This window comes from Arthrobacter sp. RCC_34 (assembly GCF_041360795.1).
GTDB lineage: Bacteria > Actinomycetota > Actinomycetes > Actinomycetales > Micrococcaceae > Arthrobacter_E.
Map to the genome: position 1 here is coordinate 761,887 of NZ_JBFUPW010000001.1, position 14,746 is coordinate 776,632.

The window sequence follows — 14,746 nt, forward strand, 5'->3', positions numbered from 1 at the left end:
ACGTTGTGAACTCTGATGTCGTGAAGACTGACGTGAATGAGACCAAGACCCTCAAGGTCGCGCTTCTGGGGTGCGGCAACGTCGGATCCCAGGTGGCGCGCATCCTCCTCGAGGACGCGGACACCCTGGCGGCCCGTACGGGCGCCCGGCTGGAGCTCGTGGGCATCGGCGTCCGCACCATCGACGCGCCCCGTGAGGTCGAGCTTCCCCGGGAACTCTTCACCACCGACTCCGAGTCCCTCGTGGCCGGCGCCGATCTGGTCATCGAGCTGATGGGCGGCATCGAGCCCGCCCGCAGCCTGATCCTGTCCGCGGTCCGTCACGGCGCGTGCGTGGTGACAGGGAACAAGGCCCTGTTGGCTCAGGACGGCCCCACCCTGTACGAGGAGGCGGACAAGGCGGGCGTGCAGCTCTCGTACGAGGCCGCCGTCGCCGGTGCGATCCCGATCCTGCGCCCCATCCGCGACAGTCTCTCCGGCGACCGGATCACCCGGGTGCTCGGCATCGTCAACGGCACCACGAACTTCATCCTGGACCAGATGGACTCCACCGGCGCCCAGTTCGAGGACGCCCTGGCCGAGGCGCAGCGCCTCGGGTACGCCGAAGCCGACCCCACCGCTGACGTGGAAGGCCATGATGCCGCGGCGAAGGCCGCGATCCTGGCCGCGCTGTCCTTCCACACCCGCTTCTCCCTCGACGACGTGTACTGCGAGGGCATCACCAAGGTGAGCGCTGCGGACATCGCCGCCGCCAAGGACGCCGGATTCGTCATCAAGCTGCTCGCCATCGCCGAGAAGCTGACGGACGACGCCGGCGCCGAGGGTGTCAGCGTCCGCGTCCACCCGACGCTCCTGCCGCGGGAACACCCGCTGGCTGCGGTCCGGGGAGCGTTCAACGCCGTGTTCGTCGAGGCCGAGAACGCCGGCGAGCTGATGTTCTACGGCCAGGGCGCGGGTGGCACTCCGACCGCGTCCGCCGTCCTGGGTGACCTCGTGTCCGCGGCACGTCGGATCGTGCTCGGCGGCCCCGGCCGGACCGAGACCACCACGGGCCATGTCCCGGCGCTGCCCATCTCGGCGAGCCGGACCAGCTACCACGTCGGTCTGCGCGTAGCGGACCAGCCGGGCGTCCTCGCCCGCATCGCCCAGGTTTTCAGCGACAACGGCGTGTCCATCGAACTGTTCCGGCAGAGCATCAGCAGCGCTGATCAGTCCGCCGAACTGCGGATCGTGACGCACCGGGCCAGCGAGGCAGATCTCGCGGCGACCGTCGCATCCATTTCTCAACTGGACGTCGTGCAGGACGTGACGTCCGTCCTCCGTGTGGAAGGTGTCTAAGTGGCTCATCAGTGGCGCGGCGTGATCCGCGAATACGCCGAACGTCTCCCTGTCGACGAGAGCACCAGGGTCATCACCCTGGGCGAGGGCGGCACTCCTCTGGTGCACGCCCAGAAGCTCTCCGAGCTCACCGGCAACACCGTCTACCTCAAGGTCGAGGGCATGAACCCGACGGGTTCGTTCAAGGACCGTGGCATGACGATGGCCATGACGGCCGCCGTGCAGGCCGGAGCGCAGGCCGTGGTCTGCGCCTCCACCGGCAACACCTCGGCCTCCGCCGCGGCGTACGCCACCTCGGCCGGTCTCCGCTGTGCCGTGCTGGTCCCCGAGGGCAAGATCGCCATGGGCAAGCTGTCCCAGGCCATCGCCCACGGCGCCACCCTGCTGCAGGTGGACGGCAACTTCGACGATTGCCTCGAGATCGCCCGCAAGCTGAACGAGGCATACCCGGTGTTCCTCGTGAACTCGGTCAACCCGGCCCGCATCGAAGGCCAGAAGACCGGCGCCTTCGAGGTCGTCGACGCCCTGGGTGACGCCCCCGACATCCACGTGCTGCCCGTCGGCAACGCCGGCAACATCAGCGCGTACTGGAAGGGCTACAAGGAGTACGCCGCCCCGTACCAGTCCGCGACCGCCGGCGAGCTCGCCGCCGTCGCCACGCGCACGCCCGCCATGTGGGGCTTCCAGGCCGCCGGCGCGGCGCCGTTCGTCGCCGGGCACCCCATCACGCACCCCGAGACGATCGCCACCGCCATCCGGATCGGCAACCCCGCCTCCTGGGACACCGCCGTCGCCGCGCGCGACGAGTCGGGCGGCCTCATCGAGGCTGTCACCGATGAGGAGATCCTCGAGGCCCACCGCTGGCTGTCCAGCAAGGAAGGCGTCTTCGTGGAGCCCGGCTCCGCAGCAGGCGTCGCCGGTCTGATCAAGAAGCACGCCGCGGGCGAAGTCCCCACCGGCAAGACCATCGTCATCACCGTGACCGGTCACGGCCTCAAGGATCCCCAGTGGGCCCTGCGCACCGAGGACGGCAGCGACGTCTCCCCGGTCAAGGTGCAGAACGACGTCGTCTCCGTGGCCGCGGCCCTCGGCTTCGAGGGCTAGGTCTTGGCTCACCATCACGACGGCGGTGCGGCGTCTCTCGCCGCGCTGCCGTCCGGTCTTTCCGTCACCGTCCGCGTCCCGGCGACGAGCGCGAACCTCGGCCCCGGCTATGACAGCCTCGGCCTGGCCGTCCAGCTCTTCGACACCGTGACGGTCGAGACCCTGGACTCGGGCGAACTCCAGTTCACGCTGTCGGGCGAGGGGACGGAATCCGTGCCCCGCGACGGCAGCCACTTGGTCATCCGGTCTCTCGAATCGGCTCTGGCCCAGCTCGGGTACCGCCACCAGGGTCTGCACCTGAGCGCCGAGAACGTCATCCCGCACGGCCGCGGACTGGGAAGCTCGGCCGCCGCCGTCGTCGCGGCCGCTCTGGCGGCCAACGGCCTGGTGCCGGAGGAGTCCCGCCGCGGGTCCGACTGGGTGCTGCAGTTCACGAGTGAGCTGGAAGGTCACCCGGACAACGTCGCACCGGCGATCTTCGGCGCTCTCGCCCTCTCCTGGCAAGAAGGGGCTGAGTTCCGCAGCGCCCGCGCGGAGGTGCACGCGGACGTGGTCCCCGTCGTCGCGATTCCGGACTTCGAACTGTCCACGGAACTCGCCCGTACCCTGCTGCCTGCCCAGGTCGACCACCATGCGGCGGCCATGAACTCCGGCCGTGCCGCGCTGCTCGTGGCAGCCCTGACGGCTCAGCCGGATCTGCTCGTGCCGGCGACGCGGGACTACCTGCACCAGGACTACCGCGCCACGGCCATGCAGCCCAGTGCGGATCTCATCGCGGCCCTGCGCGAACGCGGCCACGCCGCCGTCGTGTCCGGAGCCGGCCCCACGGTCATGACCCTCACGCGGTCGGCGGAGGAAGCAGACGCGGTGGAGGAGTTCATCCGGCAGCGGCAATCCGCGGAGGTGTCGTGGCGTGTTCTGCGACCGGCGGTGGACCGCGAAGGTGCTAAAGTGGAAGTGCATCCGCGGTAAATCCGCAGTGGATGCCACTTTTTGCGCGCGGGGAATCCACCCGCGGATCCTCTTCTTGGACCGTGTGTTTCGCGCGGCAAATTCCTTGCAAAAACTCGTGCTCCGCCCCATTGCGCGGTCATGAGCAGCCCAGGATGATCTGAAGGCCTGTGCTGTCAACCCAACCGTCCGGCTCCAGCCCGGACGCCATCGAGGGGGAAGGATCCTTCGTGACTGAAACCACTGTCCTGACAACGGATGTGGACAAGACAAGCTCCGCTGCACCGGCAGCGAAGAGCAGCGGCCTGGCGGGCCTCAAGCTCGCCCAGCTGCAGGCGCTTGCCAGCCAGCTCGGCATTTCGGGGAGTTCCCGGATGCGCAAGGGCGACCTCGTGACCGCCATCTCCGACCACCAGCGCGGTTCCTCCGTGGCCGATCGCCCCGCCAAGGGTGACGAAGCCGCCAAGGCCCCTGCTGCCACCACCAAGGCAAGCGCCGCCAAGGCGACCGCCACCAAGGCCGCCGCGCCTCAGGCCAAGGCCGAGGCGCCCGCCGCTTCTGCCGAGCAGGACGCCCCCTCCGAGGCCGCGCCCGCTCGCAGCCGCGCCCGTGGACGCTCTCGCCGCGCAGGCAGCGACGGCGTCGTGGCCGCGGCCGAAACCGCAGCCGAGACCGCGCCCGCCGAGACGGCGGCTCCGGCCGCCGAGCAGCGTGCCGACAACGCCGACAACGCCTCCGGTGAGCAGGGCTCCGAGCGCCGCAACACCCGCACGCGCAACCGCAACCGCCGCGCCGAAGGCGCCGAGAACGCCGGTGAGCGCGCCGAGGCTCCCGTGGAGTCCGCCGACGCCGCGGCCGAGCAGGGCGAAGCCCGTGAAGGCGAAGGCAACCGTCGCAACCGCCAGCGCTCCGAGCGCGGGCCTCGCAACGGCGAGGGCAACGGCCAGAACAACGGCAACCAGCAGGGCGCACGCCAGCAGGACAACCGTCAGCAGGAGAACCGCCAGCAGGACAACCGAGCTGACGAGGAAGAGGGCGGCAACCGCCGGAACCGTCGCAACCGCCGGGACCGCAACGAGCGGAACGACCGTAACGATCGCAATGACCGTAACGATCGCAACGACCGTTTCCGCGATCGCAACGAGCGCCGCCGCGGCCGCAACCAGGGCCCCGAGGTGGACGACACCGAACTGAGCGATGACGATGTCCTGGTCCCCGTGGCCGGCATCCTCGACGTCCTGGACAACTACGCGTTCATCCGTACTTCCGGCTACCTGCCGGGCCCGCAGGACGTGTATGTGACCCTCAACCAGGTCCGCAAGTACAACCTGCGCAAGGGCGACGCGGTCGTCGGTGCGATTCGCGCTCCCCGCGAGGGCGAGAACAACAACCAGCAGAACAACCGCCAGAAGTTCAACGCGCTGGTCCGCGTCACGAGCGTCAACGGCCTGCAGCCGGAGGAGCTCAAGAACCGCGTCGAGTTCAACAAGCTCGTTCCGCTCTACCCGTCCGAGCGCCTGCGCCTGGAGACCGATCCCAAGAAGATCGGCCCGCGCATCATCGACCTCGTTGCCCCCATCGGCAAGGGCCAGCGCGGCCTGATCGTCTCCCCGCCGAAGGCCGGTAAGACGCTCATCCTGCAGTCGATCGCCAACGCCATCACCACCAACAACCCCGAGGTCCACCTCATGATGGTCCTGGTGGACGAGCGTCCGGAAGAAGTCACCGACATGCAGCGCACGGTGAAGGGTGAGGTCATCGCCTCGACCTTCGACCGTCCCGCCGACGACCACACCACGGTGGCCGAGCTCTCCATCGAGCGCGCCAAGCGCCTCGTGGAGATGGGCAAGGACGTGGTGGTCCTCCTGGACTCCATGACCCGTCTGGGCCGCGCCTACAACCTGGCCGCGCCGGCTTCCGGCCGCATCCTCTCCGGTGGTGTCGACTCCGCCGCGCTGTACCCGCCCAAGCGGTTCTTCGGCGCAGCCCGCAACATCGAGAACGGTGGCTCGCTGACCATCCTGGCGACGGCTCTCGTGGAGACCGGTTCCAAGATGGACGAGGTCATCTTCGAAGAGTTCAAGGGCACCGGCAACATGGAGCTCCGCCTGTCCCGCCACCTGGCGGACAAGCGCATCTTCCCGGCCGTGGACGTCAACGCGTCCAGCACCCGCCGCGAGGAGAACCTGCTCTCGGCCGATGAGGTCAAGATCATGTGGCGCCTGCGCCGCCTGCTCTCCGGTCTCGAGCAGCAGCAGGGCCTGGAACTGCTCACGAGCAAGATCCGTGAGACGCAGAGCAACGCCGAGTTCCTGCTCCAGGTGCAGCGCACCACCCTGGCTGCCAAGTCGGAGAACGACAAGTAGCTCCTGACGGGGATGGGACCGGCCGCATGCCGGTCCCATCCCCGTTTGCCGTCTCCCGATAAACTTGTCTCCAGGTTGAAAGAGGTTTAGAACATGTTTGAGTCCGTCCAGGGTCTGCTCGATGAGCACGCCGCGATCCAGGCGCAGTTGAGCGATCCCGCCGTCTATGCCGACCAGTCGCTGGCCCGTAAACTGGGACGCCGTTCCGCACAGCTCAACGGCATCGTGGAAGCGTACAAGACCTGGCGTGGACTCAGCGATGACCTGGAAGCCGCCCGGGAGATGGCCGCCGAAGACCCAGACTTCGCTGAAGAGGTCGCCCAGATCGAAGAGAAGCTGCCGGCGGCACAGGAGAAGCTGCGCCGTCTGCTCATCCCGCGTGATCCCGACGACGCCCGCAACATCATCATCGAGGTCAAGGGCGGCGAAGGCGGTGAGGAGGCGGCCCTGTTCGCCGCCGATCTGCTCCGCATGTACACCCGTTACGCCGAATCCCGTGGCTGGAAGACCGAGCTGATCTCCGCCAACGAGTCGGATCTCGGTGGATACAAGGACGCTCAGATGGCCATCAAGGGTTCCTCCAACGATCCTGCCGAGGGTGTCTGGGCGCGCCTGAAGTTCGAAGGCGGCGTGCACCGTGTGCAGCGCGTCCCCGCGACGGAATCCCAGGGCCGCATCCACACCTCGGCCGCGGGTGTCCTGGTGTTCCCTGAAGTGGATGAGCCCGAAGAGATCGAGATCAACCAGAACGATCTCAAGATCGACGTCTACCGGTCCTCCGGCCCCGGCGGTCAGTCCGTGAACACCACGGACTCCGCCGTCCGCATCACCCACCTGCCCACGGGCATCGTGGTGGCCATGCAGAACGAGAAGTCTCAGCTGCAGAACCGTGAGGCCGCCATGCGCGTGCTCCGGGCGCGCCTTCTGGCGCACCAGCAGGAGCAGCTGGACGCGGAGAGCGCCGAACACCGCAAGTCCCAGATCCGGACCATGGACCGTTCCGAGCGCATCCGCACGTACAACTTCCCGGAGAACCGCATCGCGGATCACCGCACCGGGTACAAGGCCTACAACCTGGACGCCGTCATGAACGGTGATCTGGAGCCGGTAATCCAGTCCGCCATCGAGATGGACGAGCAGGCCCGCCTGGACGCCATCGGCGAGTAGCGGAACGCCGTGTACGACGACGACGCGCTGCGCCCCGGCGCGCCCCTGGCCCCCGCGGTCCGGGCCGCCGCGGCCGTGCTCACCGCGGCGGGCGTGCCGAGTCCGCGCCGGGACGCCGAGCTGCTCCTGGCGCACGCCCTCGGCCTCGATCTCAAGGAGCTGCAGCACGCGGTGCTCATGGGCTCCCGTGAGGTGCCCGAGGGGTTCTCGGCATTGGTGGCTCAGCGCGCGGAACGCATCCCGCTCCAGCACCTGACCGGGGTCGCCTCCTTCCGGCACCTGGAGCTCTCCGTGGGCCCGGGCGTCTTCATCCCCAGGCCGGAGACGGAGACCGTGGTCCAGTGGGCGGTGGACCGGTGCGCCGAGCTGCGGGCCGAGGGGATCCTCGCGCCACTCCTGGTGGACCTCGGCACCGGGTCAGGAGCCATCGCCGCGTCTCTGGCGCACGAGGTTTCGGGCTCGCGCGTGCACGCCGTGGAGCTGAGCCCGCTGGCGATCGCCTGGGCCGAGCGCAACACCCGGCCGCACGGCGTCGAACTTCATCAAGGGGATCTGCGGGACGCGCTGCCGGAATTGAACGGTCTGGTGGACGTCGTGGTGTCCAATCCTCCGTACATCCCGAGTGAAGCGGTGCCCCGCGAACCCGAGGTCGCCGAGCACGACCCGGAGATGGCGCTGTATGGCGGGGGAGCGGATGGCATGGAGCTGCCGCTCGCCGCGGCGGCCAGCGCGGCGCGTCTGCTCAGGCCGGGAGGCTGGTTCATCATGGAACATGCCGAGGTGCAGGCGCCGTGGCTCGCTGCCCGTCTGGGTCAGGACCCCGCCTGGACCGAGGTGAGGACGCATCAGGACCTCAACGGCCTGGACCGCGCCACGTCAGCCTGCCGAGCCTGAAGCGATCGCCGGGCCGATCACCCCGGTAGACGTGCGAAGTGGCACGGACTGTGGACCCGAAAAGAATGGGAGAATGTCAGCGTGACTTCTAGCTACGACTGTTCAACGGAAGAAACCCGCTTCGAGGGACTGGCGCACGCCCAGCGTGCCATCGCCGAACAGCAGTGCATCGTCTTCCCCACGGACACGGTGTACGGCATCGCCGCGGACGCCTTCTCCCCGCTGGCCGTCCGGCTGCTGCTGGCCGCCAAGGGCCGCTCCCGGACCATGCCTCCTCCCGTGCTCATCCCGCGGGTTCAGACCATGGACGGACTGGCCGTGGACATCGGCGACGACGCCCGCAAGCTCGCCGAGAAGTTCTGGCCCGGCGCGCTCACCTTGATCCTGCATGCCCAGCCGTCCCTCGAATGGGATCTGGGCGAGACCAAGGGCACGGTCGCGCTGCGCGTGCCCGATGACGAACTGGCGCTCGAGATCCTGGCGCGGACCGGCCCGCTGGCCGTGTCCTCGGCCAACCGGAGCGGTCAGCCGGCGGCGCAGACGGCCGCCAACGCCCAGGAACAGCTCGCCGAGTCCGTGGAGGTCTACCTCGACGGCGGCCCGCGCCCTGCCGAATCCGGCACCGAGGACATCGCTCTGCCGTCCACGATCGTCGACTGCACCGGCAGCCGTGCCCGTGTGGTGCGTCAGGGCGCGATCGCCCTGGAGGACCTCCGTGACGTCGTCCCCTCGATCCTGGCGTTCGGCCAGGAGGTCCCCGTCTGGCAGCCCGGCGCCGACAGCGCGCTGAACGCCACCGGGTCGGAGGAGACCGCGTCCGGTGAGACCGCCGCCGAGGGCGAGACTGCGGGGGAGCGCGCGCCGGACACCGCTGACGCCGCCGCGGAGACGTCCCCGGAGGACGGATCGGCGGCACCTGCGGCGACCGAGACCACGGCGGACGACACCTCCGCCCGTGTCGCCACGACCGACACCACGGCTGACGACACCACGCCGGACACCACCCCGGACGCCCCTGTCGCCGAGCAGCCGGCGGAATCCGCCGCTCCCGAGGCGGCGCCCGCTGTCGAGGGCGAAGACTCCGAGCGTCAGGATGCCGCGACCCCCCGGGCCACCGGGTCGGAGAGCTGAATGCGGAAGGACCGCCTTCCGCTCCTGGACGTCGAGGTCACCGCGCTCACCGCCGACGAGGCTGCACAGGAGATCGGCCGTCTGGTCGCCTCCGGGGAGCCGCACACCGTCGTCGGGCACAATCTGCACAGCGTGACGCTGTATCACAGCGATCCGGCCTTCGCCGCGTTCTATGACCGCAGTTCCGTGATCCTGCTCGACGGCGCACCCCTGGCCAAGCTGTGGGCGCGGACGTTCAACCGGGGGCAGGGCGCTGGGGCGCACCGCGTGGGGTCCGTCGACTGGCTCGCCCGGCTGGGTACCGTGCCCGGCCTGGAGCGCATCGCCGTGCTCGGAGCCGGGTCCGAAGCCAATGCCGGGGCGGTCGAGGAACTGCGCCGCCGTGTTCCGGGCGCCGTCGTGGAAGGTCGCCCCGGAGCGGGCTGGTCCGCGGAAGCGGAGCGGGAAGCGGTCGCCTGGCTGCGGGAGTTCCGGCCGCAGCTGGTCCTGACCGGCCTCGGGATGCCCCTGCAGGAGCAGGTCATCACCCGGCTGCTGACCGATGTTCCGGCCGTGCACTGTGCCGTGGGTGGCGCCATCGACCAGGTGGCCGGCATCCAGAAGCTCGCCCCGCGCTGGATCGGCCGTCTGGGCTTCGAATGGGCATGGCGTCTGCTGTTCGACCCGCGGCGAGTCGCGTACCGCGTATTCGCGGAGCCCTGGAAGCTCGGCTATCTTCTCCTGCGCCGCCGCGCAGGCCGCGGGAACAAGCGACAGGATGTGAGTTCGTGACCGAGCAGGCCCCGGCCGAGACCGGCCCGCGTCCCCGCGTGGCCGCCGTCGTGGTCACCTACAACCGCAGAGACCTGCTGGAAGGCACCCTCCAGGGGCTTCTGACGGCCACGGTGCGGCCCGACGTCCTCATCGTGGTGGACAACGCGTCCGACGACGGAACGCCGGAGTTCCTGAGCGACTGGGCCGCCGGCGAAGGCGCCGGAACCGCCCGCGGCACCGTGCTGGATCTGGTGCGCCTGGAGACCAACACCGGTGGCGCCGGCGGCTTCGTGGTGGGCATGGAGCGCGCCGTCCTCGATCATCAGGCGGACTACGTCTGGATCATGGACGACGACACCGAGCCCCAGGCCGATTCACTGGCCGAGGCGCTCTCCGCCCTGGAGACCATCGCGGCACAGGGCGTTCCGGCGCCGGCGTACCTGGCCAGCCTGGTCCGGTGGACCGATGGCCGTCCGCACCCGATGAACCGGACCAAGGAGCGGCTCCGCCTCGATGCCGCCGGCAAGACCCGCGCGGAGTCGCTGGGCCTGACGAGCATCCGGACGGCGTCCTTCGTCTCGATCTTCATCTCCGCCGACGCGATCCGCCGGCACGGCCTGCCGATCGCGGACTACTTCATCTGGAACGACGACTTCGAATTCACGGCCAGGATCACCCGTGCCGAGGAGGCTTTCGCCGTGCCGGCGTCGGAGGTCCTGCACCACACCAAGACCTTCGGGGACGCTCAGGCGGACCCGGGGGACCGCTTCTACTACGAGGTGCGCAACAAGCTGTGGGCGTACTTCCGCTCGCCGGCGTTGCACTGGTGGGAGCGCGTGCTGTTCCTGGGCGCCTCAGCGCGCAACTGGATCCGGACCATCGCCCGTTCCAGCCGGCGTGGCCGTTTGCTCAAGGGCCTGGCCCGCGGAGTCAAGGACGCCCTGCGGGGCCCTCGTCCGAACAGCGAAGTCCTGGACGGGGTGTACCCGCTCCGCGAGATCCCCGGGCCGAGAGCGTCAGCCGCCGTCGGCGAGTGAGCGGATCCCCTCGTCGAAGGAGACCGGGGGAGTCCAGGAGAAGTCCTGAGCGCTGCCGCTGACCCGGACTTCCAGGTCCTCGGTGAGCCGGTCGGCCTCTGCACCTTTGCCGAGGAGACGGGCGCCCAGGCGCAGCAGGGCCGGGGGACAGGGCATGAGACGGGCCGGACGTCCGGCGGCCGCGCCGAGTGCGCGGCAGAGCTCCGCGGTCGAGACCGGCCGGGAGTCGGCCGCCAGGATCAGCTGGTAACGCTCGGCGTCGTGTTCCAGGGCGTACCGGATCGCCGAAGCGACGTTGGCCACCGCCACCATCGTCCTGCGGTTACGCACCGAGGCCAGGGGGAGGGGGATCCCACGCCGGACGGCCCCCAGGAGCCGCTGCACATTCCCCTTGTTTCCGGGGCCGTACACCATCGGGATGCGGATACTGGTGCCGCGCAGTGTCGACCCTGCGCTCACGGCGGCCAGGGCCTGCTCCGCCTCCCACTTCGAGACCCCGTATGGATCGACGGGCCGTGGCGCGTCCGAGGCCGAGAACGGCGTTCCCGTGGTCCGTTCGCCGTTGACCTTGATGCTGCTGAGGAAGACGAACGAGGTGACTCCCGCGGCCGCGGCGCCTTCGGCCAGGCGGCGGGTCAGGTCCGTGTTGGCGGCGCGGTGCGCGGCGAGCGGATTCTCGCTGTCGTCGGCCATACGGTGGACGCGGGCGGCGAGATGCACCACGGCGTCCGCGCCGGCGAACAGTGAGGCGCAGTCGTCGAACCGTTCGAGATCGCCCGTGGCCCGCGTCGTCGCGCCGTGAAACGCCGCGGCCGTGGCATCCTCCAGCGGCAGGGTCCTGACCAGCGCCACGACCTCGTGGCCGGCGTCGAGCAGCCCGCGCACCACATGTCGGCCCACGAACCCCGTGGCTCCGGTGACTGCGACTTTCATGGAGCCCCTCTCGACGGCGTGCTGCCTGCGCAGCCGCGGGGCTGCCGGAAATCCACAATAGCCGATGCCCGGCGCGCTAAGCTGGACGAGGTGTCCGATGCCGCTCCCTGCGGTCTTCACGTCCTCCGGGCGTGGCCGCACAGTGCGGATACTGAGGGCGGGAGGTCTCTTTCGCCCGTTGGTTTTTCGAGCAAGGTGGCCATTGTCGTACTCCAAGACTGCTGAGAGCAGAACCGGTTCCTGGGAGTGGATCCAGTTCGTCCTCGACGCCCTTTGCTGGTTCCTCGCGATGGGCCTGGCCCTCGTGCTCCGCTACGAACTGCATGTCGAGTGGGCCCAGCTGCCCGGCCTCCTGGCCGTGACCGGCGTCGCCGCACTCGCCCAGCTCATCTTCGGTTATCTCCTCTCCGTATACCGGGGCCGCTATCAATCCGGCTCCTTCGGTGAAGTCCAGGCGCTCCTGATCGCCACCCTGCTCGTCGCGACGGCGGTCACCGCGCTCCTGCTGGTGGCGTACCGCCAGCTCGACGTCGGCCGCAGCGTCGCGCTGATCGCCGCGCCGATCGCCCTGATCGGGATGGCCGGCATCCGCTATCTCCGCAGGCTCTACCGTGAGGCCAAGTCCCGCCCGGGCGACTCCGCCCGCAACACCCTCATCTACGGCGCGGGGTTCGTGGGCAACTCCCTCGTCACCCGCATGCTGCAGGACCCGGATTCGCCGTATTATCCTGTCGGCCTCATCGACGACGACCCCAGCAAGAAGCACCTGCGTCTCTCCGGGGTGCAGGTCCTGGGCCGCGGCGAGGACATCCGCTCGATCGTCCACCGGACCAAGGCAGAAGTGCTCGTGCTCGCCTTCGGCAGTGTGGAGCGCGACGTCGTCACCCGGGTCTCCGACAGCGTCGCCGGTCTGAACGTCCGGGTGCTCGTGCTGCCGCCCCTGAACCAGATGCTCAGCGGCGGTGCACCGCAGGGCTTCTCCGACTTCCGCGACATCTCGGTGGAGGACCTGATCGGCCGGCGTCCGGTCGACATCCAAGTGGAGAAGATCGCCGGATACATCTCCGACCGCCGTGTCATCGTCACGGGCGCGGGCGGCTCGATCGGCAGCGAGCTCTGCCGTCAGATCAGCCAGTTCAGCCCGGCCGAACTGATCATGCTGGACCACGATGAGACGGCCCTCCAGCAGACCCAGATCTCCCTGACCGGTCACGGCCTCCTGAACGGCCAGGACACGGTCCTGTGCAGCATCCGGGACCAGGCCGGCCTCGAAGCGGTGTTCCGGGAGAGGAAGCCGGAGGTCGTCTTCCACGCCGCGGCTCTCAAGCACGCCCCGCTCCTGCAGCAGTACCCCGGCGAAGGCTGGAAGACGAACGTGCTGGGCTCGCTGAACGTTCTGCGGGCCGCCCGTGCGGCAGGGGTGAGCCGGTTCGTGAACATCTCCACGGACAAGGCGGCGAACCCGAGCACGGCCCTCGGTCATTCCAAGCGGATGGCGGAACGCCTGACGGCCTGGATGGCCCAGGAGACGGGTCTTCCGTACGTCTCGGTGCGCTTCGGCAATGTGATGGGCAGCCGCGGCTCCATGCTGCCGCTGTTCACCCAGCAGATCCAGGCCGGGGGACCGGTCACCGTGACGCACAAGGACGTCACCCGTTTCTTCATGACCATTCCGGAGGCGTGCCAGCTCGTGATCCAGGCCGGCGCCATCGGCCACGGCGGGGAGGTCCTGCTGCTGGACATGGGGGAGCCCGTGCGGATCCTGGATGTCGCACAGCGGATGATCGCCATGTCCGGAAAGAGCGTCGACATCGTCTTCACCGGTCTGCGGCCGGGCGAGAAGATGCACGAGGAACTCATCGGTGACGGTGAAGTGGACGCCACCCGGATCCATCCCAAGATCTCCCATGCGCGCATCCAGCCGATCAATCCGGATGACCTCGACCTCGAGTCCTGGCTGGAAGCCTGCCGGCTCGATGAGGAGAGGCTGAGCGCCTCGGGCATCGCCGACGAGGAGTCCGAAGACCCGGTGGACCTGGGGCGGGTCGGGTCGTGACCCCCGTCATCCTCACCGCGTCCGTCACGTTCGCGGTGGCGCTCGTGGCACCCTGGGTGGTGAAGCCGTTCCTCGTGAAGCTGGGCGTCATCGACGTGCCGACGTCGCGTTCCTCCCACACCGAGGTGACGCTGCGCGGCATGGGACTGGCCACCAGCCTCGGGGTGTTCGCCGGGGCGCTCACTGCGCTGTTCAGCCAGGCGGTCCCCACCAACCGTTTCCTCGCCCTCGCCGTGGCCGCGTGCGCACTCTGCTCCGCCCTCCTGGGCTGGATCGAGGACATCCGCGGCCTCTCCATCCGCGTTCGCGCCTCCGCCCAGCTCCTGCTCGGCCTGGTGGTCACCGTCGCGATGACCGCAAATCTCCATGTCTCGTGGTGGTGGCTTCCCCTGGGCGTCCTCGCGGTGAGCGGCTACATCAACGCGGCGAACTTCATGGACGGCGTGAACGGCATCTCCGGCATTCACGGGCTCGTGGTCGGTGCGCTGTACTCCGCCGCCGGTGTGCTCTCGGGACAGCCGTGGCTCACCGTGGCCGGGGTGATCCTGGCCGCCGCTTTCGCCGCGTTCCTGCCCTGGAACCTCGGCCGGGGCAAGGTCTTCCTCGGGGACGTCGGAAGCTACCTTCTGGGCGGGGGCATCGCGGCCATGGCGGTCGCGGGCTTCCTCTCAGGGATCGCCATCGAATACCTGCTGTCGCCGCTCATGATCTACCTCGCCGACACCGGATACACCCTGGTCCGCCGGTACCGGCAGGGCAAGCGCTGGTATGAGTCCCACCGGGAGCACGTCTACCAGCGGCTCACCGACGTCGGATTCAGCCATGTGGGCGTCGCCGTGCTCGTCGGGGCGTTCAGCGCCGTGACCGGGATCTGCGGAATCGTGGCGGCCGGCGCCCCGTGGTGGGGCGCTCTCGCCGCTCAGGTGCTGACCGTCGCCGTGCTCGTCACGTACCTCGCCCTGCCGACCGTCCTCGAGAAGCGCCGCGCGCGCCGGGTGGTGTGACGGCCGTCCGGAC

Annotated in this window: 11 protein-coding genes and 1 pseudogene; 11 read left to right on the top strand and 1 reads right to left on the bottom strand. The window is 69.3% G+C overall.

Annotation, left to right across the window (positions count from 1 at the left end; all coding sequences use genetic code 11):
* Positions 1–32 precede the first annotated feature (32 nt).
* From AB6732_RS03520 to AB6732_RS03560, 9 genes and pseudogenes are all read left to right on the top strand, one after another.
* A complete protein-coding gene (locus AB6732_RS03520; protein ID WP_370959586.1) occupies positions 33–1,337 on the top strand; it encodes a homoserine dehydrogenase in 1,305 nt (434 codons plus the stop codon).
* The gene (thrC, locus tag AB6732_RS03525) at positions 1,338–2,441 is read left to right on the top strand and encodes a threonine synthase (protein ID WP_370958344.1); all 1,104 of its coding nucleotides are present in this window, start codon (positions 1,338–1,340) and stop codon (positions 2,439–2,441) included. It begins immediately after the preceding gene.
* Between the two features lie 3 nt (positions 2,442–2,444).
* Positions 2,445–3,413, top strand: coding sequence for a homoserine kinase (gene thrB, locus AB6732_RS03530; RefSeq protein WP_370958346.1), 969 nt, complete (start codon positions 2,445–2,447; stop codon positions 3,411–3,413).
* Positions 3,414–3,622: 209 nt separating this feature from the next.
* Positions 3,623–5,758, top strand: a complete 2,136-nt coding sequence (gene rho, locus AB6732_RS03535; RefSeq protein ID WP_370958348.1) for a transcription termination factor Rho — start codon at positions 3,623–3,625, stop codon at positions 5,756–5,758.
* 93 nt (positions 5,759–5,851) lie between these two features.
* Positions 5,852–6,925 (top strand): peptide chain release factor 1, encoded by a 1,074-nt coding sequence (prfA, locus tag AB6732_RS03540; protein WP_370958350.1) that lies wholly within the window; start codon positions 5,852–5,854, stop codon positions 6,923–6,925.
* A gap of 9 nt (positions 6,926–6,934) precedes the next feature.
* Complete coding sequence (gene prmC, locus AB6732_RS03545; RefSeq protein WP_370958352.1) at positions 6,935–7,819, top strand: peptide chain release factor N(5)-glutamine methyltransferase; 885 nt, start codon at positions 6,935–6,937, stop codon at positions 7,817–7,819.
* An 81-nt stretch (positions 7,820–7,900) separates the two neighbouring features.
* Positions 7,901–8,716: pseudogene (locus AB6732_RS03550) on the top strand (L-threonylcarbamoyladenylate synthase); the annotation flags it as partial.
* A 234-nt stretch (positions 8,717–8,950) separates the two neighbouring features.
* On the top strand, positions 8,951–9,721 hold the full coding sequence (locus tag AB6732_RS03555; RefSeq protein ID WP_370958354.1) for a WecB/TagA/CpsF family glycosyltransferase: 771 nt from the start codon (positions 8,951–8,953) through the stop codon (positions 9,719–9,721).
* Positions 9,718–10,740: a glycosyltransferase family 2 protein gene (locus AB6732_RS03560; protein WP_370958356.1), complete on the top strand. Its 1,023-nt coding sequence runs from the start codon at positions 9,718–9,720 to the stop codon at positions 10,738–10,740. The genes AB6732_RS03555 and AB6732_RS03560 overlap by 4 nt, the downstream gene beginning before the upstream one ends.
* Here the strand turns inward: AB6732_RS03560 and AB6732_RS03565 are convergent.
* Positions 10,720–11,673: an NAD-dependent epimerase/dehydratase family protein gene (locus AB6732_RS03565; protein WP_370958358.1), complete on the bottom strand. Its 954-nt coding sequence runs from the start codon at positions 11,671–11,673 to the stop codon at positions 10,720–10,722. The genes AB6732_RS03560 and AB6732_RS03565 overlap by 21 nt on opposite strands.
* A 202-nt stretch (positions 11,674–11,875) precedes the next feature.
* Between AB6732_RS03565 and AB6732_RS03570 the strand changes: the two genes are divergently transcribed.
* Together AB6732_RS03570 and AB6732_RS03575 are read left to right on the top strand one after the other, a co-directional pair.
* A complete protein-coding gene (locus tag AB6732_RS03570) occupies positions 11,876–13,729 on the top strand; it encodes a polysaccharide biosynthesis protein (protein WP_370958360.1) in 1,854 nt (617 codons plus the stop codon).
* On the top strand, positions 13,726–14,733 hold the full coding sequence (locus AB6732_RS03575; RefSeq protein ID WP_370958362.1) for a glycosyltransferase family 4 protein: 1,008 nt from the start codon (positions 13,726–13,728) through the stop codon (positions 14,731–14,733). Before AB6732_RS03570 ends, AB6732_RS03575 begins: the two co-directional genes overlap by 4 nt.
* The last annotated feature ends 13 nt before the right edge of the window (positions 14,734–14,746 follow it).